The following is a 21,846-nucleotide window of genomic DNA, read 5'->3' as shown; positions in this document are numbered from 1 at the left end:
CGGCACCACCGTGGCCGACCCCGGCGGCGTGGCCGTGCGCGGCCTGCCGGAGCGGTCGTGCAGCCCTTGCTCGCCTTCGGCCCGCCAGCGGCGGACCCACTTGTGGGCCGTGACGCGCGAGATGCCCATCTCGGCTGCGACGTGCGCGACCGGACGGCCCGCGTGGACACGCTCGATGAGGAGCCGCCTGCCGTGAACGGTCAGCCGGGCATTACGGTGGGACACGAAGACCTCCGTGCGGTGCAGTCCTAGACAGCTCCACCACACCGGAGGTCTTCGCCATGATCAAGCCCCGTCGGCGTTAACAACGCTCGTGATCAATACACCTAGCTCCGGTCGCCCTTCGGCTTGCCGCGCTGGTCCGGGGTGCCGTGCGGCGGTGCGCCGAACGGCTGCGGGGAGGTCGCGGGGGAGACGGGGGAGCCGCCGTGGCCCCGGCTCTGCTCGGGGCGCAGGGCACCGGGGTCGCCGGAGGTCGGCACCGCGCCCGCCTGCAACTGCTCCAGACGGGACGCCAGCAGTTCCGTCACCGGCAGCCGGTCGCCGTGCGACCGCTCGTAGGCGAGCAGTTCCTCCACCTCGTCCGTGCCCAGCGACCGCACCCGGCTCTCCAGGCTGCCGAGCGGCAGATGGTCGTAGTCGGGCAACGGCAGGGCGTTGTGGGCGGAGTCGGCCATGGTTCTCACTTCCTCGTCGGTCACCTAGGTCTTCGGTGGCCTCGTCGTTCAGTGACCGCCGCCCGGGCCGCCGCTGCCGAAGGAACCGCTGCTGCCCTCGTCCCAACGGCGCCGCGGCTGCTCCGGGGCGGAGCGGCTGCTCTGGCGATGGAGGTCGTGCGGCAGCAGCCGCTCGTCACCGTGGGGCACCTCCTCCGGCGCCCTGCTCTCCCGGGTCTCGCGGACCGGTCCGCCCGCGGGCATGTGCGGCTGCTCGTCCGGGGTCGGCGGCGGCGACTCCCGGCGCTTGACGCGGATGCCGACAGCGAAGGCGCCGATCAGCAGCGCCACGACCACGAAAGCCGCCACGACCAGTCCGACGCCCATGGCGCCGTTGCTCGCGGCCATCTCCATCCATGCGCTAGTCATGGGCGCCGAGTACCCCCGCTCCCCGCCACGAACCCCTCAGCTCTCTCGCGCGGATCGCGTCTGCGAACGGTTCGCCTTGCGGATCGCGCCGAGCAGCTCCTCCTTCGACATCCGCGACCGCCCCTCGACGCCGAGCCGCTTGGCGACGTCGTACAGGTGCTGCTTGGTCGCGTTCTCGTCGACACCCTCGCCGCTGCGCCCGCCGCGCCCCCGGGGCCGGGCCGACCGCGGGTCCGAGGGGCCCTTGCGCCCGCCCTCCTTGCGCTCCCAGTGGTCGCCGACCTTCTCGTACGTGTGCTTCAGCGCGCCGTACGCCACCCGGTGCGCGCGCTCGCCCTCGCCGTACTCCCGCACGGCCGAGTCGTGCGCCTTGATCCACGTGCGCTGGGCCTCCTCGGGAGACCGCTCCAGGGTCGACGGCAGTTCCTGTCGTCCCGGCATGCCGTACACCTCCGTTCGTCGTCGCTTCCGGAGGGTGAACGGGTGCCCGGGGCGGGTGACGGAAAACCGGCCGGAGGCCTTGGGAACACCGGGCTCGGCGGGTTTGGCGCGGGCCGCGGCGGCAACCCGCCCGGTGTGACTTCCACGACTTCCACGACTACGACGACTACGACCGGTTCGACCAGTTCGCAGCAGGAGCTGTTCCAGTTCCTGGAGGACCGCTTCGCATGTGCACAGGCGTGCACCGAGTGCGCCCGTGTGTGCGCGCTGCGGGCGAGCCTCGTGGACCCGGACGGCACGGAGAACCAGGAACTCGTGCGGCGCAAGGGCATCATGTGCGCCGAGGTGTGCGACGCGACCTGCCGGGTGCTGTCCGAGCAGACCCAGGTGGACGAGGAGGCGATACGCGTCCAGCTGGAGTGGTGCCGGCAGGTGTGCCTGGAGAGCGCGCAGGTCTTCGACCGGCAGCCGGGCGCGGAGGACAGCGCCGCAGCGTGCCGGGACTGCGCCAAGGCGTGCGGGGCGTTCCTCGACACCCTGCGCTGACGCGTCGGACCGTGGGCGCCCTCGGCCCCGTACAAACCAGGCCCATGGACCGCCATACTGGACGGGCCAGGGGAGGGCGGAGCGACAGCGACGGGGGCGCGCTTCTATGGGGTCCATGGGGTGCACGGGGGACGGCACGCTGATCCAAGGCCGGTACCGGCTGCTCGACCTGATCGGACGCGGCGGGATGGGGGAGGTGTGGCGGGCCCGCGACGAGTCGCTGGGCCGCCGGGTGGCCGTCAAGTGCCTGAAACCGCTCGCCGCGCAGGAGGACCACTCCTTCACCCGGGTGCTGCGGGAGCGGTTCCGCCGCGAGGCCCGGGTGGCCGCCGCGCTCCAGCACCGCGGGGTGACCGTGGTGCACGACTTCGGTGACTCCGACGGGGTGCTGTTCCTGGTCATGGAACTGCTGGAGGGCCGCAACCTCAGTCAGCTCCTGGAGGACAACAAGCACCATCCGCTGGCGGTCACCGACGTCGTCGACATCGCCGAACAGGTCGCCGCCGCCCTCGCCTACACCCACGAGCAGGGCATCGTGCACCGTGACCTGAAGCCCGCCAACATGGTGCGGCTGGCCGACGGCACGGTGAAGATCTGCGACTTCGGCATCGCCCGGCTCGGCCACGACGTGGGGTTCACCGCCCGGCTCACCGGCACGGGCGTCGCGATGGGCACCCCGCACTACATGTCCCCGGAGCAGATCGGCGGTACGGAGGTCGACCGGCGCAGCGACCTGTACTCGCTCGGCTGCGTGCTGTACGAACTGGCCACCGGCGTACCGCCGTTCGACCTGGACGATCCCTGGGCGGTGCTCGCCGGCCACCGCGACACCCCGCCGCTGCCGCCCCGCAGCCACCGTCCCGACCTGCCCGGTTACCTGGAGCGCATCATCCTGGACCTGCTGGCCAAACGGCCCGAGCAGCGCCCCGGCGACGCCCGGGAGCTGGGCCGCCGGATCGCGGCCGGCCGCACCGCGCCGGCGTACGTGCCGACCGCCGTCGCGGTCCGGCCGCGGGCACCCCAGCCGGCCGGGCGCGCGGCGGGCCCGCCGTCCTGGACGTACGCCCGCGGCTCGGCCGACGGCTCGGCCGGCTCCGGAGCGGTGGCGGGCGGCGGCTCCGGGGCGGTGGCGGGCGGCAGTTCCGGGGCGTCCGGTGCGGGCGGGGAGGCGGGCGGCGTGTCCGACGGGCGGCTCGCGTGGCCCGCCGACGAGCCCGTCGCCGGCCGGCGCCCCGGCCCGCCGCCGGAGACCGCCGCCACCCTGGCCGCCCGGCACCACGTCGGCCTGCGGCTGGGCCGGCTGGGCCGCTGGACCGAGGCCGGCGAGGTGCACCGGACGGTCGCCGCCGCCCGCGAGCGCCTGCTCGGCCCCGACCACTCCGACACCCTCGCCAGCCACTACGAGGCCGCCTTCGCCCTCAGCCGCACCGGACGCCCCGCCGACGCCCTCCGCGTCTACAAGCGGGTGGCCGAGGCCAGGATCCGCGTCCTGGGCCCCGACCACCCCGACACCCTCGCCGTCCGCCAGGAGATGGCGTACGTCCTGGGACGGCTCGGCCGGCACGCCGACGCCCACCAGGTGTACGCCGCCGTCCTCGCCGCCCGGGAGCACACGATGGGCGCCGACCACCCCGACACCCTGCGCTGCCGCCACAACCTCGCCTTCAGCCTCGGCCGGCTCGGCCGCTGGGCGGACGCCCACCGGATGGCGGCCGACGTCGCCGGCGCCCGCGCCCGGGTGCTGGGCGCCGACCACCCCGACACCCTCGTCACCCGCTACGAGGTGGCGTACGCGCTCGGCCAGCTGGACCGCTGGAAGGAGGCGCTCGCCACCTACCGGGGCGTCGCCGCCGCGCGTGCCCGGGTGCTGGGCGCCGACCACCCCGACACCCTCGCCGCGCGCTACGAGACCGGCATCAGCCTGGGCCGGCTCGGCCGCAGCGACGAGGCGCTCGCCCTGTACCGCGAACTGGCCGACGACCGCGCCCGCGTCCTGGGCGCCGACCACCCCGAGACCCTGCGCGCCCGGCACGGCATCGGCGTCAACCTCGGCCGGCTCGGCCGCTGGGAGGAGGCGCTCGCCGAGTCCCGCGCGGTGGCCGCGATGCGCGAACGTGTCCTGGGCGCCGACCACCCCGACACCCTCGTCAGCCGCCGCGAGGTCGCCGTCGGCCTGGGCTGGCTGGGCCGCTGGGAGTCCGCGTTGACCGAGTACCGCCGGGTGACCGCCGCCCGCGAACGCGTCCTGGGCGCCGACCACCCCGACACGGCCGCCGCCCGCGAGGACGAGGCGCACTGTCTGGAGCAACTGGGCCGGACCGCCGAGGCGGGAGAGCTGTTTCGCGGGGCGGCGCCGCGGAGACGGGAGACGCCGGAGGGCCGCTGACGGGGCCGTCGGCCGCCGGCAGCACCACCGGCCCGCGCCGGGCCGTCGTCGACCGTGCGGCGCCCCTCGGCTACCTGGCGGCGCCCAACGACGCGTGCTACCAAGAGCCATGACCGCCTCGACCACGCGGCGCGGCACGCGCGGACACGACGTCGTCATCGTCGGCGGGGGCCACAACGGCCTGGTCGCCGCCGCCTACCTGGCCCGTGCCGGCCGCTCGGTCCTGGTGCTGGAGCGGCTGGCCCGCACCGGGGGCGCGGCCGTGTCCACGCGGCCGTTCGCCGGTGTCGACGCCCGGCTGTCCCGCTACTCCTACCTGGTCAGCCTGCTGCCCGCGAAGATCGTCCGGGACCTCGGCCTCGACTTCCGCCTCCGGCCCCGTACCGTCTCCTCGTACACACCCGTGGAGCGGGACGGGCGGCCCACCGGCCTGCTGGTCGGCGGGGACGAGCGGCGCACCCGCGCCTCCTTCGCCCGGCTCACCGGCGGCGAGCGGGAGTACGCGGCCTGGCGGCGGTTCTACGGCATGACCGGCCGCGTCGCCCGCACGGTCTTCCCAACCCTCACCGAGCCCCTGCCCACCCGGGCGGAACTGCGCCGCCGGGTCGACGACGAGACGGCCTGGCGGTCCCTGTTCGAGGAGCCGGTCGGCGTCGCGATCGAGGAGCACTTCGCCGACGACCTGGTACGCGGCGTGGTCCTCACCGACGCCCTGATCGGCACCTTCGCCGACGCCCACGACCCGTCCCTGAGACAGAACCGCTGCTTCCTGTACCACGTGATCGGCGGCGGTACCGGCGCCTGGGACGTGCCGGTCGGCGGCATGGGAGCGCTCACCGACGCGCTGGCCGCGGCGGCGCGCGACGCGGGCGCCGTACTCGCCACCGGCCACGAGGCGGTACGCGTCGACACCGACGGCCGGTCGGCCGAGGTCACCTGGCGCACGGCCGACGGCGAGGGCGTCGCCGCCGCCCGCCACGTCCTGGTCGGCGCCTCCCCGCAGGCGCTGGCGGAGCTGACCGGCGCTCCTCCTCCGCCGCCCGCCGAGGGCGCGCAGCTCAAGGTGAACATGCTGCTGACGCGGCTCCCGGCCCTGCGCGACCCGGCGGTCGACCCCCGGGAGGCGTTCGCGGGGACCTTCCACGTCGCCGAGGGCTACCGGCAACTGGCCGCCGCCCACGCCCAGGCGGCGGCAGGCAGGCCGCCCGCCGCCCCGCCCTCGGAGATCTACTGCCACTCGCTCACCGACCCCTCGATCCTCGGCCCGGACCTGGCCGGGCGGGGCCACCACACGCTCACCCTGTTCGGCCTGCACACCCCCGCCCGGCTCTTCGCCCGGGACCACGACGCCGTGCGGCAGGACCTGCTCCGGGCGACCCTGGCCCAGCTCGACGCCCACCTGGCCGAGCCCCTCGCCGACTGCCTGGCCACCGACGCGGACGGCCGCCCCTGCGTCGAGGTGAGGACCCCGCTGGACCTGGAGCGCGACCTCGGGCTGCCCGGCGGCAACATCTTCCACCGCGAGCTGACCTGGCCGTACGCCCAGGAAGGCACCGGCCGCTGGGGCGTGGAGACCCCGTACCCGAACGTCCTGCTGTGCGGCGCCGGCGCGGTCCGCGGCGGCGGGGTGAGCGGCGTACCCGGGCACAACGCGGCCATGGCCGTCCTGGAGAACCCGGCCTGCTGACCCGACGCACTGCCCCGACGGACTGACCCGACGGACTGACCCGGCGCACTGAGGGGCGCATGCGCCGCGACGGAACGGGTACCGCGACATAGCGGACAACCGCACGCGAAACCCGCAATGCATGCGATGCGCGCAATGCGCGCAAGCGCGTGACTCTGTACGACAAGGAGACCGCCATGGCCGACCTCAGCCCCATCGACCTGCAGAAGGCCCTCAGAGGCGCGGACTACCCGGCGGACAAGAAGTCGCTCGTCGACTGCGCCCGCAAGAACAAGGCCGACGACAAGGTCGTCAGCCGCCTCGACGGACTGAAGAAGGACAACTTCGACGGGCCCAACGAGGTGCAGAAGGCCGTCTTCGACCAGTAGGCGCCGGGCGGGCCGGCCGGCCCGGCGCACCGGGCCGGTGATCCGCGCCCGCGACGGACCGGCCCTCTCCCGAAAGGTCCCGCCCGCACGGCCTGTTGGCGATTGCACCCGATCGCTAGGCTGACCCGCGGACGACGCAATCGGGAGGAGCACGGACGTGGCCGAGACCACCACCCACCAGCGCCCGCTCATCGGCTGGGACAAGCCGGAGCTGGACCTCAGCAACGCGCACTGGCAGTCCAGCAGCCGCGGCCGGGGCGATGTCCAGATCGCCTTCGTCGAGGGTTTCATCGCCATGCGCAACAGTGCCCGCCCGGAAAGCCCCTCCCTGATCTTCACCCCCGACGAATGGGGGGCCTTCGTGTCGGGAGCGCGGGAAGGGGAGTTCGACCTCACCTGAGACGCCCGGCGGCGTGGGTGGGCCGACCGGGAGGGGTGAGGCCGTACTCCCCGGAGGTGAGGGACCCATGAGCACCCTGCCCGTCGTCGCCGCGACCGACGGTTCGGACGACAGCCTGCGCGCCTTGGACTGGGCCCGGGACGCCGCCCGCAGACGCGACGCCCCCCTGCGGGTGGTGCACGTGCGGCAGTACGCCGCCTGGGCGCAGGCCGAGGTCATGGCCGTCGTGCCGCCGCCCGACCCGGACGACGACCCCGTCCTCGACGCGGCCCGTGCCCGCCTGCGGGAAGAGCAGGACGGCGGACCGGCCGTCGAGTACGTCGGCGCGGACGGCGTCCCCGCCGCCGCCCTGCCGGAACTCGGCGCCGAGGCCCAGCTCCTGGTGCTCGGTTCCCGGGGCCGCGGCGGCTTCACCAGTCTGCTGCTCGGCTCCAGCTCGCTGGCCGCCGCCCGCGACGCGGAGTGCCCCGTCGTCGTGGTGCCGCGCCCCGGCCGCGAGGTGCACGGCACCGCACCGGCCGGGCCCGGCCCTCGGGTGGTCGTCGGACTGCACGTCGACAGCCCCGACGAGGCCACGCTCGCGTTCGCCTTCGCCGAGGCCGCGCTGCGCGACGCCCGCCTCCAGGTGGTCGCCGCCTACCCGTGGCCGGTGCAGAGCTGGATGACGGCCCCCGGCCAGGCGGTGGCCCCGGTCATCGACGAGGTCGCCGTGGCGAGCGAGACCCGGGTCCTCGCCGACGGCCTGCTCGCCCCCCACCGCGGACGGCACCCCGGCGTCCGGGCCGAGACGCACGCCGTGCCGGGCGACGCCGCCGGCAACCTCGTCGCCGCCTCCGCCGACGCCGACCTGGTCGTCGTCGGTCGCCACCGGCGGCGCCTGCTGGCCCCGGCCCGGATGATGGGCTCGGTCGCCCACGCCGTGCTGCTGCACGCCGCCGCCCCGGTCGCGGTGGTGCCGCCCGCACCGCCGGAGGAGTGACCCGCGCCCCCGGGACCCCCGCCCCCTGACCGGCCGAGGGCACCGGGCCCGTCGGGCGCGACCACGTACCATGGGCGGCATGTCGTTCCTCCGCCGCCGCAGCGCCACGCCCGCCGGGCCCGACTTCGACGTACTGGCCATGGACCCGGGTGACTGGCCCGGCAATCTGGGCGCCGGCCTGCTGCCCGCCCCGGACGGTACCTGCCAGGGCGTCTTCCTGCGCTACGACCTGTTCGGCGGCCGCGGCCCCGCGATGATCATCGGCAACCTGCCGGAGGGCTCCCCGGCCCGCGAGGTCCCCGAGGGAGAGATCCCGTTCGAGGTCGCCCAGTTGCTGCTGGCCCTGGAGAACGACGAGGAGGTGACCGTCGTCGGCACCGAGGACACCCCCGTGATGCAGGGCGACAACCTCCTGATCGTGCGCCGCCTGAAGCTCTCCGAGAGCCGGATCTCCTGCGTGCAGTTCGACCGCAGCGACAACGTCCTGGTGACCATCGCCGCCTGGGACCGCCCCATCACCGACGACCTGTACGCCCTGCTGAAACCGCTCCCGGCGGAACTGTTCCAGCAGGGCTGAGGCTCAGCGCACGACCTCCACGTCGGCGGCGCGCACGTACGCGACCCGGTGGCCGTACTGGATCTCGTAGTACCGGTCCTCGCCGGTCACCACCCGGTGCGCGTCCTCGGAGAAGGTGACCGCGTAGTAGTACTCGCCGGGGACCTCGTCACCGACCACGTACCGCTGGCCCGCGGGCAGCCGGTACGGCAGCGGGGACACCGCCTGGACCGGCACCCCCTCCGGATAGGCCGACGCCTCCGGGTAGGCCCGCCCGTACACCGGGACACTCTCCGCCCCTTCCCGCGCGGTCACCGTCGTGCCCTTCGCGGGCACGGCGGTGGGCCGGGACGGCGGGTTCCTGAACCACGCCTTCTGGCCCAGGTACCAGACGGCCGTCCAGTCCCCCCACCGGCCGGCCACCGCGTACTGCTGACCGGTGGACACCCGGGAGGACAGGTCGTTCACGCCCGTGGTCGGTGCCGTGCCCAGGCCGATGTCCTTGATCAGCGGCGCGTCCTCGGAGTGGTCGGAGTACAGCCGCACCGCGCTGGAGCCGTGCGCCGCGCACGGCTCGCCCGCGCTCTCGCAGCCCGTGAACACCGGCCGGTTGGCCGCGTAGCCGGGGCGGATCGTCACCACGGCGGCGTTCTTCCCGGCGGTCGCGTGGAAGGGCCGGCCCAGCAGCCGGAAGTAGTGCGCCCAGTCCCAGTACGGGCCCGGATCGGTGTGCATGCCCGGGATCGCGGACGTGGTCGGGCCGGGCACGTTGTCGTGGCCCAGGATGTGCTGCCGGTCCAGCGGAATGCCGTACTTCTTCGACAGGTACCTCACCAGCCGCGCCGACGACCGGTACATCGCCTCCGTGTACCAGGCGTCCGGCTGAGCCAGGAACCCCTCGTGCTCCAGGCCGATCGAGCCCGCGTTGACGTACCAGTTGCCCGCGTGCCAGGCCACGTCCTTCGCCTTCACGTGCTGGGCGATGTGGCCGTCGGTGGAGCGCAGCGTGTAGTTCCACGAGACGTAGGCGGGGTCCCGCACCATGTCCAGCACGCCGTCCCAGGCGCCCTCGGTGTCGTGCACGACGATGTACCGGACGCGCTGCGAGGCGGGCCTGTGGCCCAGGTCGTGGTTGCCGTAGTCGCCGTCCCCGAACTCCTCGTACGGCGCCGGTATCCACTCGCAGGAGACGGTGCGCGGGCACTCGGTGCCGGCCGCCGACGCCGTACGCAGCCCGGTGCGCGCCAACTGCCCGGTCTCCGGGGCCACGTCGGGCCGGGCGGCCAGCACGACCCGCTGGCCCGCGTCCGTCGTGCGCCGCTCGCCGGCCCGGATCACCGCGTAGACGTCATCGGCGTACGCCGACGCGGTCGCCGTGTCGTCGGCGCCGGAGAAACGGGCCACCGCTCCGTACCAGTCGGCCGGGTCGGCACTCAGGGGCTCGCCCAGCTCCCGCTGGGCGGCGGCCAGCAGCGCGGCACCCCCGGCCACGTTGGCGGCCGGGTCGGTGCGCAGCGCCCGGTTGCTCAGCCCGGTCAGCCCGGCCGCCCGGGGCAGGGTGGACAGCCGGGCCGGCAGCGCTTCGGTCACCGGTGCGGCCGGCCCGGGGCGCAGTGCGGGCCGGGCGTCGTCGCCGCGCGGGTCCTCGGTGCCCTCGTCGTGGTGCGAGGAGGCGCCGGCCAGGGCGGTACGGGCGTCGGTGAGGTGCATCGGGCCGTACCCTCCGGTCACGCTCGGCGCGCCGCCGTGCGCGTCCCAGCGGGACTGGAGGTAGGAGACACCCAGCAGCACGCTCTGCGGCACCCGGTACTCGGCCGCCGCGGCGGCGAACGCCCGCTGGAGACCGTCCGGGGCGGACACGGACGCGGACGCGGACATGGCGGAGGGGACGGAGACGGACGCGGAGGCGGACGCCGGGCCGGTGGGCGGGGCGGCGCCGAGCAGCGGCAGCAGCAGCACCGCCGTGACGGGCAGGACGCGACGGCGGCTGCCGACGGGGACGGAAGCGGGGCCGGGGGCGGATCCTCGCAAGACAGCCTCCTGTGACGTGGGGCGTTGGCGGGTCGTGCGGGCCGGGCGTCCGTCAGTGGTACCCGCCGGTCCGACGTCCCGTCAATCACGCCTGCGGCGACTGGACTTCCCACGTCAGCGAGGGGGCAGGAGGGTTTCCGGGCGGCGACCCGCGGGCCTGGGCGGCGTCAGTGGAGTAGACCGCCGACGGCGTCGGCGGGAGGAACGGGAGGAACCCGAAAGGTCCGATGGCCGTGCCGTCGGGAGGCATACGAAGAGCCCACTGGCCGTCCCCGGCGGCAGGACCCCGAAAGCCCACCGTCCGCCCCCCCGGCGGCAGGCGCGCGAAAAGGTCCGCGGTGTGCCCTTGCGGAGACACCGCGGACCTCTGGCTTCTCCGGCTCCTCCGGCGCCTTCGCTCAGCGCGTGCCGACCGCCGCCCGCACGGCCCGGCGGGCCAGCTGACAGTCGTCGTGCAGCCGGCGCAGCAGCAGCCGCTGCTCCTCACCCGATGTCGTGGCACCCGGCGCCACCGGTGCCGCGGGGGCCCCGTCCCGCATCGAACGCTGCACGGCCGTCTCGTAGGTACGGATCTCCCGGGTCAGCACCAGCATCAGGTTGACCAGGAACGCGTCCCGCGAGGCCGGGCCGCCCGACTGGGCGAGCTGGCTGATCTGCCGCCGGGCCACCGGCGCGTCGCCGAGCACCGACCACAGCGTCGCCAGGTCGTAGCCCGGCAGGTACCAGCCCGCGTGCTCCCAGTCCACCAGCACTGGACCGGCCGGTGACAGGAGGATGTTCGACAGCAGCGCGTCGCCGTGGCAGAACTGGCCCATCGGCTGGCCCCCGGCCGCGTGCGCGATGCCGTGCAGCAGCTTCTGGAGGTCGCCCAGGTCCCGGTCGGTGAGCAGTCCCAGCTCGTGGTACCGGGAGATCCGCTCCGCGTACTTCAGGGGCTGGCCGAAGGTGTCCGCCGGCGGCCGCCAGGCGTTGAGCCGGCAGACCGCGCCGAGCGCCGCCCTGATGTCCGCCCGCGGAGGAGCCTCCACCGGGTGCCGCTGTACGGCGGCCACCCGTCCCGGCATCCGCTCGATCACGAGCGTGCAGTTGTCCGGGTCCGCCGCGATCAGCCTCGGCACCCGCGCCGGCGGGCGGTGCCGGACGAACGTGCGGTAGGCCGCTATTTCGTGCCGGATCCGCTCTGCCCACGCGGGCGAGTGGTCCAGCAGGCACTTGGCGACGGCCGTGTTGCGCCCCGTGGTGCCGACCAGCAGGACCGACCGTCCGCTGCGCCGCAGCACCTGGACCGGCGAGAACTCCGGGCAGATCCGGTGCACGGCGGCGATCGCCGTACGGAGCTGGGCACCCTGGGGGCCGGACAAGTCGATTCTCCCGCTGAGGGGTGGTGCGCCGGGCCCGGTGGCGCGCCGCGCCCTGCCCGCGCCGAGGACGGGGCCCGCCGGTCGCGGAGGGGCCAGATACGGGCCGCTGCCCACCGGGCGGGCGTGCGGCGACCGGGGCGGGGCGGACACGGAGGACGATGCTGCGTACATGGGCGAGACAGATCCCTTCGTGTTCCTGCTGTGCTGCCTGGGCCGGCTGCCGGCTGCCGGCTGGACCGTGTGTCCAGCCGTTCAGTCCGGGCCGGCGAATGCGTGCTGTGCCTGTGCCGTGTTCCGGCACGGCACGTGGGCCGCGCCGCCCGACCGGCCGTCGTCGGGCCACCCTGGGGAGTGTCCCGGCGGCGGCCAAGTCGGGGTGACGCACTCCTACCTGACACCCGACCGGCCCTGGCACACCATCTGGCGAACCCTGGCGAACCCTGGCGAATAGTCGCCCGGCAACCTGCCCGCGGCTACTGTCAACTCAGCCGAGAACCTGGGGGCTTGACGTGAGCGGACGACCCAACACCCGGCTCTCGGACCTGTTCGGCCTGGCCGGCTGGTCCAAGGGCGAACTCGCGAGGCTGGTCAACCGGCAGGCGGCGGCCATGGGCCACCCCCAGCTGGCGACCGACACCTCGCGGGTGCGGCGGTGGATCGACATGGGAGAGATCCCGCGCGATCCGGTGCCGAGGGTGCTGGCGGTGCTGTTCACCGAGCGTCTCGGCCGTGTCGTGACCATCGAGGATCTCGGTCTGGTCCGGCACGGGCGTGCGGGGAGACGGCAGGGCGGCGGGAGCGAGGAACATCCCGACGGAGTGCCGTGGGCGCCCGAGCGGACCGCCGCGGTCCTCACCGAATTCACGGGAATGGACCTCATGCTCAACCGACGCGGCTTGGTGGGCGCGGGCGCCGCGCTCGCCGCGGGATCCGCACTCAGCGGCGCCATGCACGACTGGCTGCACACCGACCCTGCTCTGGCTGCCGACGCTCCCGACCTCGACCGTCCCCTGCACACCGCTGACTCCGCCGGGTTCGACCGTTACGAGGCCGCCCCCATCGGGTCGCAGGAGATCGAGGAACTGGAGCGTTCGGTCGAAGTGTTCCGCGCCTGGGACGCCGCCCGCGGGGGCGGGCTCCAGCGCAAGGCGGTGGTGGGCCAGCTCAACGAGGTGGGCGGCATGCTCGCCTACCGGCACCCTCCCTATCTCCAGCGGCGCCTGTGGGGCGTCGCCGCCAACCTCGCCGTCCTGGCCGGCTGGATGTCGCACGACGTCGGCCTGGAACCCACGGCCCAGAAGTACTTCCTCATCGCCGCCCACGCCGCGCGTGAGGGCGGTGACCGGCCCCGGGCCGGTGAGGCGCTCTCCCGGGCGGCCCGCCAGATGGTGCACCTGGGCCGGCCCGACGACGCGCTGGACCTGATGAAGCTCGCCACGTCCGGTTCCGGGGAGCGGCTGCTGCCGCGAACCCGGGCGATGTTCCACACCATCGAGGCGTGGGCGCAGGCGTCGATGGGCAAGGGCCAGGCGATGCGCCGCACCCTCGGCCAGGCCGAGGACCTGTTCGTCTCCGACCGTGACGACATCGAACAGCCGGACTGGATGCAGCTCTTCACGGAGGAGGACCTGTACGGCATGACGGCGCTCGCCTACCGCACGCTGGCCGAGTTCGACCCGGGCGCGGCGGCACACGCGCAGTACTACGCCGGGAAGGCACTGGACCTGCGGACCGACGCCCGGGGGCGGTCGAAGATCTTCGACCATCTCTCCATGGCCTCGGCCTGCTTCATCGCCGACGACCCGGAACAGGCGGACCGCTACGCCCGGCTGGCCCTGATGGCGATGGGTTCCAACTCCTCCCACCGCACCTGGGACCGGCTGCGCCAGATGTACCGGCTCACCGCCGAGTACGCCGGCTATCCGGACATCCGGCAACTGCGGGAGGAGATCAGGCTGGCGCTGCCGAAGGCGAAGGGAAAGGGCAAATCCGGCAACAGCGCCTCCGCGTAGCCCACGTCTGATCTCCTACGCCCTCACCCGGGCGGCCAGTACACAGCCGGCGTCCCGGCGTCCGGCCGGGTCCGCTCCGCCGCACTCCCGCGCCACCAGCCGTACGGCGTCCTGGGCCGGGCCCGTCCCGGCCAGGCGGGGGGCCAGGGCGAGGAGCCGGTCCGCCGGTGCCGTCCCGGTGTGCACGAGCAGCAGGTCCCCGGCTTCGAGGGTCTCCTCGCGCCCGGGGCCCAGCACGCGCCCCGTCCCGCCGCGGAAGAGCAGCGGGGCGGGGCGTCCGGTGTGCGCCCACACCAGCGTGCGGTCGGCGGCCCGGTAGGTACAGCACACGGCGCCGTCCAGGGCGGGCCGGGCGGCGGTGCCGGGCAGGCGGCCGAGGCGGTCGAGCAGTGCCGCGGGGGTCAGGCCGGCCAGCGCCATGCCGCGCAGGGTGCCGGCCACCAGCGCCGGGTCCGCGGTCCCGCCCGGGCCGGGCCCGGTGAGGGAGCCGGCGCTCAGGAAGGTCACGCCCTCGGCGATCTCGCAGGCGTCGTACCAGACGGCCGGCCCGGCGGTCTCCGGCGGCAGCGCTACGGCCGGCTCCAGTCCGGCCGTACGGGACAGCCGAGGCGGGCCGGGCAGGCGGGGCGGCGCGCTCTCCGGTGCCCCGCCCGGGGCCCCGGGCCGGGGCGGCACCCGGTGCTCGGCGGCGGGCAGGGAGTCACGGGTCTCGTGCACCGCCCGCTGGCTGCGGCGCAGTTCGCTGACGTCGCGCAGTACCGCCCACATCGAGGCGGTGCTGCCGTGGGCGTCGAGCACGGGTTCGCCCATCATGTGCACCGTCCGCACCGTGCCGTCGGGCCGGACGACACGGAACTCGCCGTTGATCGGCCGCGCGTCGACGAGACAGCCGGTGACCATCGCGGTCAGCTCGGGCCGGTCCTGCTCCAGGACCACGGAGGGCAGCTCGTCCAGGGTGAGCGGGGGAGCGGCGGGGTCGCGGCCGAGGATCCGGTACAGCTCAGGGGACCAGTCGGCCCCGTCCGTCAGCAGGTTCCACTCCGCGCTGCCGACCCGGCTGAGCAGCGACCCGGCCCGGGCGGCGGGCCCGGCGGTCGGCGTCCGGGGCAGCGGGCCGTCGCGCAGCTGGGCCAAGTGCTGGTCGAGGTCGTCGAGCTGGTGCAGGGCCAGGTCGTAGAGGGCGAGCTGCCAGCGGCCCCTGGGGTCCGCCCCGTTCCCGCGGGCGCCGCGCCGTACCGCGTCCACCTCGCCCTTGAGCCGTCGCGCCTGCGCTATCAGCGCCTCCACCGAGCCGTGTTCCGACGGCTGTGCGGAGGGAGGGTCCGCGGAGAGAGGGGACGGCATGACGCACTCCGGTGTGCAGACGGTACGGCCAGGCGGGGACGGAACGGGCGCGGGGACGTAATGACTGTGGCACAGCCCGCGACGCTCTGTGAGGGATTTGGCAACACACGATACGGCGATGCCGGGGGCATATGCCACAGTCCCGGGCGAGCGACTCGTCCGGTCGTTTCTCATGCCCTCTCGGTGGACCAAGACGTAGACGGGCTACGGGAGTTGAGGTGCGGGCAGGGCGCGTTCCGCCGGAGTCGCCCTGGTGTTCTACGCCGTCGCGTTCTCCCCGTACAGGTCCGGGCGCGGGGCGAGGCCGACGGCCGTACGGGTGCCGGACTCCAGGGCGCGGACGCCGGCCTCGGCGACCGCGGACGCCGCGTAGCCGTCCCAGGCGCTCGGTCCGGTGGCCCGGCCGTGCCGGGCGGCGTCGACCCAGGCGCGCACCTCGCGGTCGTAGGCGTCGGCGAACCGTACGAGGTAGTCCCGCGGCACCTCCTGGCGCACGCCGTCCGCCGCCGTCACGGCGATGGAGTGCTCCTCCCCGATCCGGACGCCGCCCGCCTCGCAGACGGCCTCGCAGCGGACCTGGTAACCGAAGCCGCAGTTGACGAAGACCTCCACGTCGACCAGGACGCCCCCGTCGGTCTCCAGGAGCACGAACTGCGGGTCGTGCAGCCCGGCGGGCGCGCCGGCGGACGGCCGCGGCCGGTGCACGGTCACCGCGACCGGCTCCTGTCCGAGCAGCCAGCGGGCGGCGTCGATCTCGTGCGAGAGGGAGCTGTTCACCAGCATCGCCGAGGTGAAGTGGGGCGGGGAGGAGACGTTGCGGTGCACGCAGTGCAGCATCAGCGGACGCCCCAGCCGCCCGCTGTCCAGCGTCGACTTGAGCCGCGCGTACTCGGTGTCGTAGCGGCGCATGAACCCGATCTGCGCCAGCCGCTTCCCGAGCCGGAGTTCGGCCTCCACGACCCGCAGCGCGCCCGCCGGGTCGGGCACCATCGGCTTCTCGCACAGCACCGGCAGGTTCCGCTCGAAGGCGGCGAGCAGCGCCGCCTCGTGGGCCTCGCCGGGGGAGGCGATCAGCACCGCCTCGACGCCGGGCGCGTCGAGCGCGGCCTCGGGATCGGTGCGGACCGCGACGCCCTCCCGCCCGGCGACCGCCGCCTCGGCCCGGCCGGCGTCGGGATCGGCGACGGCGACCACCCGGGCGCCGCTCACCACCGTGTCCAGACGTCGTAGGTGATCGGCGCCCATGTGCCCCGCGCCCAGCACCGCCACGCCCAGCGACTGCCCCATGTCCCGTCGGCTCCTCCCGGTCGTGCCGCGCGACCAGGGTGTCACGGCCGTCAAGGGCGGGCGGACGGCGGCCCCTGACGGCGTTGGGGAAGTTTTTGCCCGTGGCCGGTTCCGCGCGGCCCCGGCCCCTCATGGGCGGGTCCGAAGGTATCGCGATCGCAAAGTGTGGCCGAAATGACGGGCCTTCGTGTGTCGATCGCGTTACGGCCGCATTGACCGTTCCCGCTCGTGGCGCGCAGGCTCGGTATGTAGATGGCAAGTACAACTGGTTTGCCGGATGGTTCGCTCGCGCTTGCGAAAACGCACGTCAGGGCGGACTCTCCGGCCGACCGGACGCAGGAGGTAGCACATGTGCGGCATCACCGGCTGGGTCTCCTTCGACCGCGATCTGGGGGCCGAGCGGGCGGCATTGGATGCGATGACGGAGACGATGTCCTGCCGCGGACCGGACGACCGCGGCGTCTGGGTCCAGGGTCCCGCGGCGCTCGGCCACCGCAGGCTCGCCATCATCGACCTGCCCGGCGGCCGGCAGCCGATGACCGCCGAGACCCCGCACGGCACGGTCGCCCTCGTCTACTCGGGCGAGACCTACAACTTCACCGAGCTGCGCCGCGACCTGGCCGGCCGCGGCCACCGCTTCACCACCGACTCCGACACCGAGGTGGTGCTCCGCGGCTACCTGGAGTGGGGCGACGCGCTCGCCGAGCGCCTCAACGGCATGTACGCCTTCGCGATCTGGGACGGCCGCGCCGACAAGCTCGTCATGGTCCGCGACCGCATGGGCATCAAGCCCTTCTACCACCACCCCACCGCCGACGGCGTCCTCTTCGGCTCCGAGCCCAAGGCGATCCTCGCCAACCCGCTGGCCCGCCGCCGGGTCCGGCTCGACGGGCTGCGCGAACTGTTCACCATGATCAAGACGCCGGGACACGCCGTGTGGGACGGCATCCACGAGGTCGAGCCCGGCACCGTCGTCACCGTCGACCGCGACGGCGTACGGCAGCGCCGCTACTGGGAGCTGGAGACCCGCCCGCACACCGACGACCGGGACGCCACCGTCGCCCACGTCCGCACCCTCCTCGACGACATCGTGCGCCGCCAGCTCGTCGCCGACGTGCCCCGCTGCACCCTGCTCTCCGGCGGGCTGGACTCCTCCGCACTGACCGCGCTCGGCGCCCGGCAGCTGGCCGGGCAGGGCGAGAAGATCCGCAGCTTCGCCGTCGACTTCGCCGGCCAGGCCGAGAACTTCGTCGCCGACGAACTGCGCGGCACCCCCGACACCCCGTTCGTGCACGACGTGGCCCGCACGGCCGGCACCGACCACCAGGACATCGTGCTGGACTCCCAGGCGCTGGCCGACCCCAGGATCCGCGCGAAGGTGATCCGGGCCCGCGACCTGCCCGCCGGTCTCGGCGACATGGACGCCTCCCTCTACCTGCTCTTCCGGGCCATCCGCGAGCACTCCACCGTCGCGCTGTCCGGCGAGTCCGCCGACGAGGTCTTCGGCGGCTACCTCCAGTTCTTCGACGAGGCGGCGCGCACCGCCGACGCCTTCCCCTGGCTGGTGACGATGGGCCGCCACTTCGGGGACGACGCCGACGTACTGCGCCCCGACCTGACGAAGGCCCTGGACCTCTCCTCCTACGTCGCCGACGGCTACCGCGACGCCGTCGCGGGCATCCGGCGCCTGGACGGCGAGAGCGACTTCGAGTACCGGATGCGGCGCATCTCCCACCTCCACCTGACCCGTTTCGTACGCATCCTGCTCGACCGCAAGGACCGCGCCAGCATGGCCGTCGGCCTGGAGGTCCGCGTCCCGTTCTGCGACCACCGGCTCGTGGAGTACGTCTACAACACGCCCTGGGCGCTGAAGTCCTACGACGGCCGGGAGAAGACCCTGCTGCGCGAGGCCACCGCCGACGTCCTGCCCAAGTCCGTCTACGACCGGGTCAAGAGCCCCTACCCGTCGACGCAGGACCCCGAGTACGCGGCGGCCCTCCAGGACCAGGCCCGGGACCTGCTCGCCCGCCCGGACCACCGGGTCTTCGAACTCGTCGACCCCGCCCGGCTGCGCCGCGCCGTGGACCGGGAGGCCCCGATGACCGGCCAGGCGGACCGGCGGGGCCTCGAACGCGCCCTCGACCTCGCCCTCTGGCTGGAGATGTACGACCCCGAACTCGTCCTCGGCTGACGGCTCAGCGCCCCGCCTCCCCGCCGCCCTCCGGCCCGCAGGAACTGCCGTCGGGCGGCAGGGAGCCGTGCAGCAGGAAGTCGTCGACCTTGCGGTGCACGCACTTGGAGGACGAGTACCCGGTGTGCCCCTCGCCCTTGTTGTCGAGGACCACGGCCGAGGGGCCCAGCCGCTCGGCCGTCTCCTGCGTCCAGCGGTACGGCGTCGCCGGGTCGCCGCGCGTGCCGACCAGCAGCATCTTCGGCGTGCCGACGCCCTTGACCTCGTCGCGGATGTAGTCGGTGCCCTTGGGGCGGCCGTAGCACATCAGCACCTGGGTGAGCCGGTACCGGCCGAAGACCGGTGACGCCTGCTCGTACCGCTCCCGCAGCCGGCCCAGGGACCGGGTCACCTGGTTCGCGGTGGGGCGGTCCGGGTCGTCGGCGCAGTTGATCGCCATCAGTGCCGCCGGGAGGTTGTCCAGCGGCACGTCCTGCGGGTCGGTGAGCCCCCCGTCCGCGCCCTGCCGGACGGGGAAGCCGACCCCGCCGGACACGAAACCCTCCAGGCGGCTCGAGTCGCCGTCCTCGACCAGCTGCGCGACGGCCCGCTCCAGCGACGGCCACAGCTCCCGGCTGTAGAGCGCCTCCCCGAGGGCGCCGACCAGGTCCTGTCCGGAGAAGGGCTCACCGAAGACCGAGGGCACCGGTTCGTCGTCGAGGGACGCGACGAGCTTCTCGACCTGGCGACGGGCGTCCCTGCTGTCCTGGCCGAACGGGCAGGCGATGTCCTGCACACACCAGTCGAGGAAGTTCTCCAGCGCGGTCTGCTGCCCCCGCGCCCCCGCCAGGCCCTGTTCCGCGAGCGGTTCGGTCAGGGTGTCCACACCGTCCAGGACCAGGCGGCCCACCCGGTGGGGGAACCGCGCGGCGTACACCGCGCCGAGCCGCGTCCCGTAGGAGAAGCCCAGGTAGTTGAGCTTGTCGTCACCGAGCGCCCGGCGCATCACGTCCAGGTCGCGGGCGGCGTCGACGGTGCCTATGTGGGACAGCACGGGCCCGGAGTGCTTCTCGCACTGTGCCGCGGCCTTCCGCAGCCGCTGCAGCGCGTCCCGCGGGTCCCTCAGCCCCTTGTCCCCGTCGGTCGCCTCCACGATCTCGACCGAGCCCGGACCGCAGCTGACCGGGGAGGACCGGCCGACGCCGCGCGGATCGAAGGAGACGACGTCGTAGCCGTTGGTGAGGTGCATGAAGTCCTTGCCGCCGGCGGACAGTTCGCTGACGCCGGAGCCGCCCGGCCCGCCGAAGTTCAGCAGCACCGAGCCCTTGCGCTCGCCGGTCGCCCGGTACCGGGCGAGGGCCAGGTCGAGGGTCTCCTTCCCCGGCCGGGCGTAGTCGAGGGGCACGGTGACCTTCCCGCACTGGAGGTCCTCGGGCATGTCCAGACCCTCGCAGGCGGACCACGTGACCCGCTGGTCGTAGAACCGCGACAGCCCGGCCCCTGATCCCTCGGCCGCGGAGCCGTCCGCGGTGGCGGCGGGCAGGCCCGCGCCCAGCAGGGACAGGCCCAGGACTCCGGGTATCGCCCAGCGCGGGGCCGTGGGCCGGGTCGACAGCTTGGCCAGCATCGATGCCTCCCGGGCGCCCCGTCGGGGACCGGAGAACGGCGCCCTCGATCACCATAAGCGGGCCGGTGACGACCCGCCTCCGGGCGGGCTCGCTCCGCGCGCCCTGCCGTTTGTTCGAGGGACGCGCCCCACGTGTTCGACAAACGTGCCACTCGACGGGAGTGAAAGACGGACGAGCCATGACCCGGATGGCCCACTCGCGTTCTCGTCGGTGCGGGCGAGCGCCCGCGACCATGTCGGGAAGGCAGGGAACCCATGGGAAGGGTCACCCCGATCGGTGTGCTCACCGCGGTCTGCGGCGCGCTGGCCGTGACGCTCACGGCCGGCGCGGCCCTCGCGGCCGGCGGCGCCGGTGCGGGGGGCTCCGCCGCCGGTTCACCGGGGCTGGTCACCGGCACCACCGGCCGGCTCCCGGTGGACGTCCCGGTGAGCGTGTGCGGGAACACCGTGGGCGTGGCCGGGCTGCTCGACCCCGTCGCCGGCAACGGCTGCGGGAGCGCGGGTGGCACCGGCCGTGGGACCGGGCGGGCCGACGCCTCCATCGAGGGCGGTGAGCGGGACTCGCCAGGCGTGCTCGCGGGCGACGGGGTGCGGCTGCCGGTGAACAGCAGTGGCCACTCGGTGGGCGTGGTGGGCATCGGCGTTCCGTCGGTCGGCGACGAGTCCGCGAACGGTTCCGGCGACCGTCCCGGGCCGCCGCCGCGCCGCCCTTCGTGGCCCGGGCCGCCGGCGCCGGATACGGTTCCTGGGCCGCCGGCGCCGGACACGGATCCCGGGCCGTCGGCGCCGTCGGTGCCGAAGGCCGAGGAGCAGGCACCGCCCACGGCCGCGCCGGACCTCACCGACCCGCGGGCCGCCTCGGCCGCGCTCGCCCGCACCGGAGCCCACCTGACCGTCCCCGCCCTGCTGGGCGGCACCGCACTCGTCCTCGGCGGCGCGGCCCTCTTCCGGCGCTTCCGCCCCGGCCCCGGCGACCGGCCGGCGGGTACGGTCCGCCGGCGGACGGACCGGGTGTGACCTGCCCGGTCAGCCCCGCCCGGTGTGGAACCGCACGTGCAGCGCGCGGATTTCCTCCGTCAGCTCGGGCACCGGGCCCTCCACGGCCACGCCAGGGGCGATCTCCTGGACCGGCAGCGCGCGGACCGGAGCGGCGGGGACGCCCAGCTCGGTGAGCCACGTCACGAGCTGTCGCGAGGAGGCGACGTAGACGATGCGGCCGAGGCCGACCCAGGCGTGGGCGGCGGCGCACATGGGACAGTGCTCGCCCGAGGTGTAGACCGTCGCGGCGGCGCGCTGCGCCGGGGTGAGGCGGTCCGCGGCCCAGCGGGCGAGCGCGAACTCGGGGTGGCGGGTGCGGTCGCCGGAGGCGACCCGGTTGTGGTCCTCGGCCAGCACGGTGCCGTCCCCGCTCACCAGGACCGAGCCGAAGGGTTCGTCCCCGGCCGCCAGCGCTTCGGCGGCCAGCTGCACACACCGGCGCAGATGGGGCAGCTCGGTGTCCTTCACGGTCATGGCGTCCGGACCTTCCGCGGAGTGGTCGAGGCGCCCCACCCTACGCGTCGCGGG

The 21,846-nt window shown here is 74.5% G+C and carries 19 protein-coding genes and 1 pseudogene; 10 read left to right on the top strand and 10 right to left on the bottom strand.

Annotation, left to right across the window (positions count from 1 at the left end; genetic code table 11):
* Positions 1 to 33: 33 nt before the first annotated feature.
* From ACIQR3_RS18340 to ACIQR3_RS18325, 4 genes and pseudogenes are all read right to left on the bottom strand, one after another.
* Positions 34 to 225: pseudogene (locus ACIQR3_RS18340) on the bottom strand (helix-turn-helix domain-containing protein); the annotation flags it as partial.
* Between the two features lie 101 nt (positions 226 to 326).
* Positions 327 to 677 (bottom strand): hypothetical protein, encoded by a 351-nt coding sequence (locus ACIQR3_RS18335; protein WP_403539854.1) that lies wholly within the window; start codon positions 675 to 677, stop codon positions 327 to 329.
* A 48-nt stretch (positions 678 to 725) separates the two neighbouring features.
* The gene (locus ACIQR3_RS18330; protein ID WP_403539851.1) at positions 726 to 1,085 is read right to left on the bottom strand and encodes a DUF6479 family protein; all 360 of its coding nucleotides are present in this window, start codon (positions 1,083 to 1,085) and stop codon (positions 726 to 728) included.
* Positions 1,086 to 1,121: 36 nt separating this feature from the next.
* Complete coding sequence (locus tag ACIQR3_RS18325; RefSeq protein WP_403539850.1) at positions 1,122 to 1,526, bottom strand: ChaB family protein; 405 nt, start codon at positions 1,524 to 1,526, stop codon at positions 1,122 to 1,124.
* A gap of 135 nt (positions 1,527 to 1,661) precedes the next feature.
* Between ACIQR3_RS18325 and ACIQR3_RS18320 the strand changes: the two genes are divergently transcribed.
* From ACIQR3_RS18320 to ACIQR3_RS18290, 7 genes are all read left to right on the top strand, one after another.
* Positions 1,662 to 2,072, top strand: a complete 411-nt coding sequence (locus tag ACIQR3_RS18320; protein ID WP_403539847.1) for a ferredoxin — start codon at positions 1,662 to 1,664, stop codon at positions 2,070 to 2,072.
* Positions 2,073 to 2,187: 115 nt separating this feature from the next.
* Positions 2,188 to 4,458: a tetratricopeptide repeat protein gene (locus tag ACIQR3_RS18315; protein WP_403539845.1), complete on the top strand. Its 2,271-nt coding sequence runs from the start codon at positions 2,188 to 2,190 to the stop codon at positions 4,456 to 4,458.
* A gap of 109 nt (positions 4,459 to 4,567) precedes the next feature.
* Positions 4,568 to 6,145 carry a phytoene desaturase family protein gene (locus ACIQR3_RS18310; protein ID WP_403539843.1) on the top strand — a complete coding sequence of 526 codons (1,578 nt, stop codon included), beginning with the start codon at positions 4,568 to 4,570 and terminating at the stop codon, positions 6,143 to 6,145.
* Between the two features lie 176 nt (positions 6,146 to 6,321).
* Positions 6,322 to 6,513, top strand: coding sequence for a DUF2795 domain-containing protein (locus tag ACIQR3_RS18305; protein WP_403539841.1), 192 nt, complete (start codon positions 6,322 to 6,324; stop codon positions 6,511 to 6,513).
* A gap of 157 nt (positions 6,514 to 6,670) precedes the next feature.
* On the top strand, positions 6,671 to 6,913 hold the full coding sequence (locus tag ACIQR3_RS18300) for a DUF397 domain-containing protein (protein WP_403539839.1): 243 nt from the start codon (positions 6,671 to 6,673) through the stop codon (positions 6,911 to 6,913).
* Between the two features lie 67 nt (positions 6,914 to 6,980).
* Positions 6,981 to 7,892: a universal stress protein gene (locus ACIQR3_RS18295; RefSeq protein WP_403539837.1), complete on the top strand. Its 912-nt coding sequence runs from the start codon at positions 6,981 to 6,983 to the stop codon at positions 7,890 to 7,892.
* 79 nt (positions 7,893 to 7,971) lie between these two features.
* On the top strand, positions 7,972 to 8,469 hold the full coding sequence (locus ACIQR3_RS18290; protein WP_215167132.1) for a hypothetical protein: 498 nt from the start codon (positions 7,972 to 7,974) through the stop codon (positions 8,467 to 8,469).
* Between the two features lie 3 nt (positions 8,470 to 8,472).
* On the opposite strand, the gene ACIQR3_RS18285 is transcribed toward ACIQR3_RS18290, so the two are convergent.
* Both ACIQR3_RS18285 and ACIQR3_RS18280 read right to left on the bottom strand, forming a co-directional pair.
* Entirely contained in the window at positions 8,473 to 10,479 is a 2,007-nt protein-coding gene (locus ACIQR3_RS18285) for an N-acetylmuramoyl-L-alanine amidase (RefSeq protein WP_403539834.1), read from the bottom strand.
* Positions 10,480 to 10,877: 398 nt separating this feature from the next.
* Positions 10,878 to 12,011, bottom strand: coding sequence for an aminoglycoside phosphotransferase family protein (locus ACIQR3_RS18280; protein ID WP_403539832.1), 1,134 nt, complete (start codon positions 12,009 to 12,011; stop codon positions 10,878 to 10,880).
* Between the two features lie 338 nt (positions 12,012 to 12,349).
* Between ACIQR3_RS18280 and ACIQR3_RS18275 the strand changes: the two genes are divergently transcribed.
* Positions 12,350 to 13,852 carry a hypothetical protein gene (locus ACIQR3_RS18275; protein ID WP_403539830.1) on the top strand — a complete coding sequence of 501 codons (1,503 nt, stop codon included), beginning with the start codon at positions 12,350 to 12,352 and terminating at the stop codon, positions 13,850 to 13,852.
* A 15-nt stretch (positions 13,853 to 13,867) separates the two neighbouring features.
* Here the strand turns inward: ACIQR3_RS18275 and ACIQR3_RS18270 are convergent, their stop codons facing one another.
* The gene (locus ACIQR3_RS18270) at positions 13,868 to 15,196 is read right to left on the bottom strand and encodes a PAS domain-containing protein (protein WP_403539827.1); all 1,329 of its coding nucleotides are present in this window, start codon (positions 15,194 to 15,196) and stop codon (positions 13,868 to 13,870) included.
* Positions 15,197 to 15,454: 258 nt separating this feature from the next.
* On the bottom strand, positions 15,455 to 16,483 hold the full coding sequence (locus tag ACIQR3_RS18265; protein WP_403539825.1) for a Gfo/Idh/MocA family protein: 1,029 nt from the start codon (positions 16,481 to 16,483) through the stop codon (positions 15,455 to 15,457).
* Positions 16,484 to 16,832: 349 nt separating this feature from the next.
* Here ACIQR3_RS18265 and asnB point away from each other — a divergent pair, with 349 nt between their 5' ends.
* A complete protein-coding gene (asnB, locus tag ACIQR3_RS18260; protein ID WP_403539822.1) occupies positions 16,833 to 18,674 on the top strand; it encodes an asparagine synthase (glutamine-hydrolyzing) in 1,842 nt (613 codons plus the stop codon).
* A gap of 4 nt (positions 18,675 to 18,678) precedes the next feature.
* Here the strand turns inward: asnB and ACIQR3_RS18255 are convergent, their stop codons facing one another.
* Positions 18,679 to 20,280 carry an alpha/beta fold hydrolase gene (locus ACIQR3_RS18255; RefSeq protein ID WP_403539819.1) on the bottom strand — a complete coding sequence of 534 codons (1,602 nt, stop codon included), beginning with the start codon at positions 20,278 to 20,280 and terminating at the stop codon, positions 18,679 to 18,681.
* Positions 20,281 to 20,535: 255 nt separating this feature from the next.
* Between ACIQR3_RS18255 and ACIQR3_RS18250 the strand changes: the two genes are divergently transcribed.
* The gene (locus tag ACIQR3_RS18250) at positions 20,536 to 21,297 is read left to right on the top strand and encodes a chaplin family protein (protein ID WP_403539816.1); all 762 of its coding nucleotides are present in this window, start codon (positions 20,536 to 20,538) and stop codon (positions 21,295 to 21,297) included.
* 9 nt (positions 21,298 to 21,306) lie between these two features.
* Here ACIQR3_RS18250 and ACIQR3_RS18245 read toward each other — a convergent pair whose 3' ends face one another.
* Positions 21,307 to 21,792: a nucleoside deaminase gene (locus ACIQR3_RS18245; RefSeq protein WP_403539814.1), complete on the bottom strand. Its 486-nt coding sequence runs from the start codon at positions 21,790 to 21,792 to the stop codon at positions 21,307 to 21,309.
* Positions 21,793 to 21,846: the final 54 nt, after the last annotated feature.

The sequence above is a fragment of the Streptomyces sp. NPDC090994 genome, from assembly GCF_044768905.1.
Classification (GTDB): Bacteria; Actinomycetota; Actinomycetes; order Streptomycetales; family Streptomycetaceae; genus Streptomyces.
This window is presented reverse-complemented; position numbering and strand designations above follow the sequence as displayed.

Coding starts and splice junctions, on each gene's coding strand:
- ACIQR3_RS18335 (WP_403539854.1), bottom strand. CDS start 677: ATGGCCGACTCCGCCCACAACGCCCTGCCGTTGCCCGACTACGACCAT.
- ACIQR3_RS18330 (WP_403539851.1), bottom strand. CDS start 1,085: ATGACTAGCGCATGGATGGAGATGGCCGCGAGCAACGGCGCCATGGGC.
- ACIQR3_RS18325 (WP_403539850.1), bottom strand. CDS start 1,526: ATGCCGGGACGACAGGAACTGCCGTCGACCCTGGAGCGGTCTCCCGAG.
- ACIQR3_RS18315 (WP_403539845.1), top strand. CDS start 2,188: ATGGGGTGCACGGGGGACGGCACGCTGATCCAAGGCCGGTACCGGCTG.
- ACIQR3_RS18310 (WP_403539843.1), top strand. CDS start 4,568: ATGACCGCCTCGACCACGCGGCGCGGCACGCGCGGACACGACGTCGTC.
- ACIQR3_RS18305 (WP_403539841.1), top strand. CDS start 6,322: ATGGCCGACCTCAGCCCCATCGACCTGCAGAAGGCCCTCAGAGGCGCG.
- ACIQR3_RS18295 (WP_403539837.1), top strand. CDS start 6,981: ATGAGCACCCTGCCCGTCGTCGCCGCGACCGACGGTTCGGACGACAGC.
- ACIQR3_RS18290 (WP_215167132.1), top strand. CDS start 7,972: ATGTCGTTCCTCCGCCGCCGCAGCGCCACGCCCGCCGGGCCCGACTTC.
- ACIQR3_RS18280 (WP_403539832.1), bottom strand. CDS start 12,011: ATGTACGCAGCATCGTCCTCCGTGTCCGCCCCGCCCCGGTCGCCGCAC.
- ACIQR3_RS18270 (WP_403539827.1), bottom strand. CDS start 15,196: ATGCCGTCCCCTCTCTCCGCGGACCCTCCCTCCGCACAGCCGTCGGAA.
- ACIQR3_RS18265 (WP_403539825.1), bottom strand. CDS start 16,483: ATGGGGCAGTCGCTGGGCGTGGCGGTGCTGGGCGCGGGGCACATGGGC.
- asnB (WP_403539822.1), top strand. CDS start 16,833: ATGTGCGGCATCACCGGCTGGGTCTCCTTCGACCGCGATCTGGGGGCC.
- ACIQR3_RS18255 (WP_403539819.1), bottom strand. CDS start 20,280: ATGCTGGCCAAGCTGTCGACCCGGCCCACGGCCCCGCGCTGGGCGATA.
- ACIQR3_RS18250 (WP_403539816.1), top strand. CDS start 20,536: ATGGGAAGGGTCACCCCGATCGGTGTGCTCACCGCGGTCTGCGGCGCG.
- ACIQR3_RS18245 (WP_403539814.1), bottom strand. CDS start 21,792: ATGACCGTGAAGGACACCGAGCTGCCCCATCTGCGCCGGTGTGTGCAG.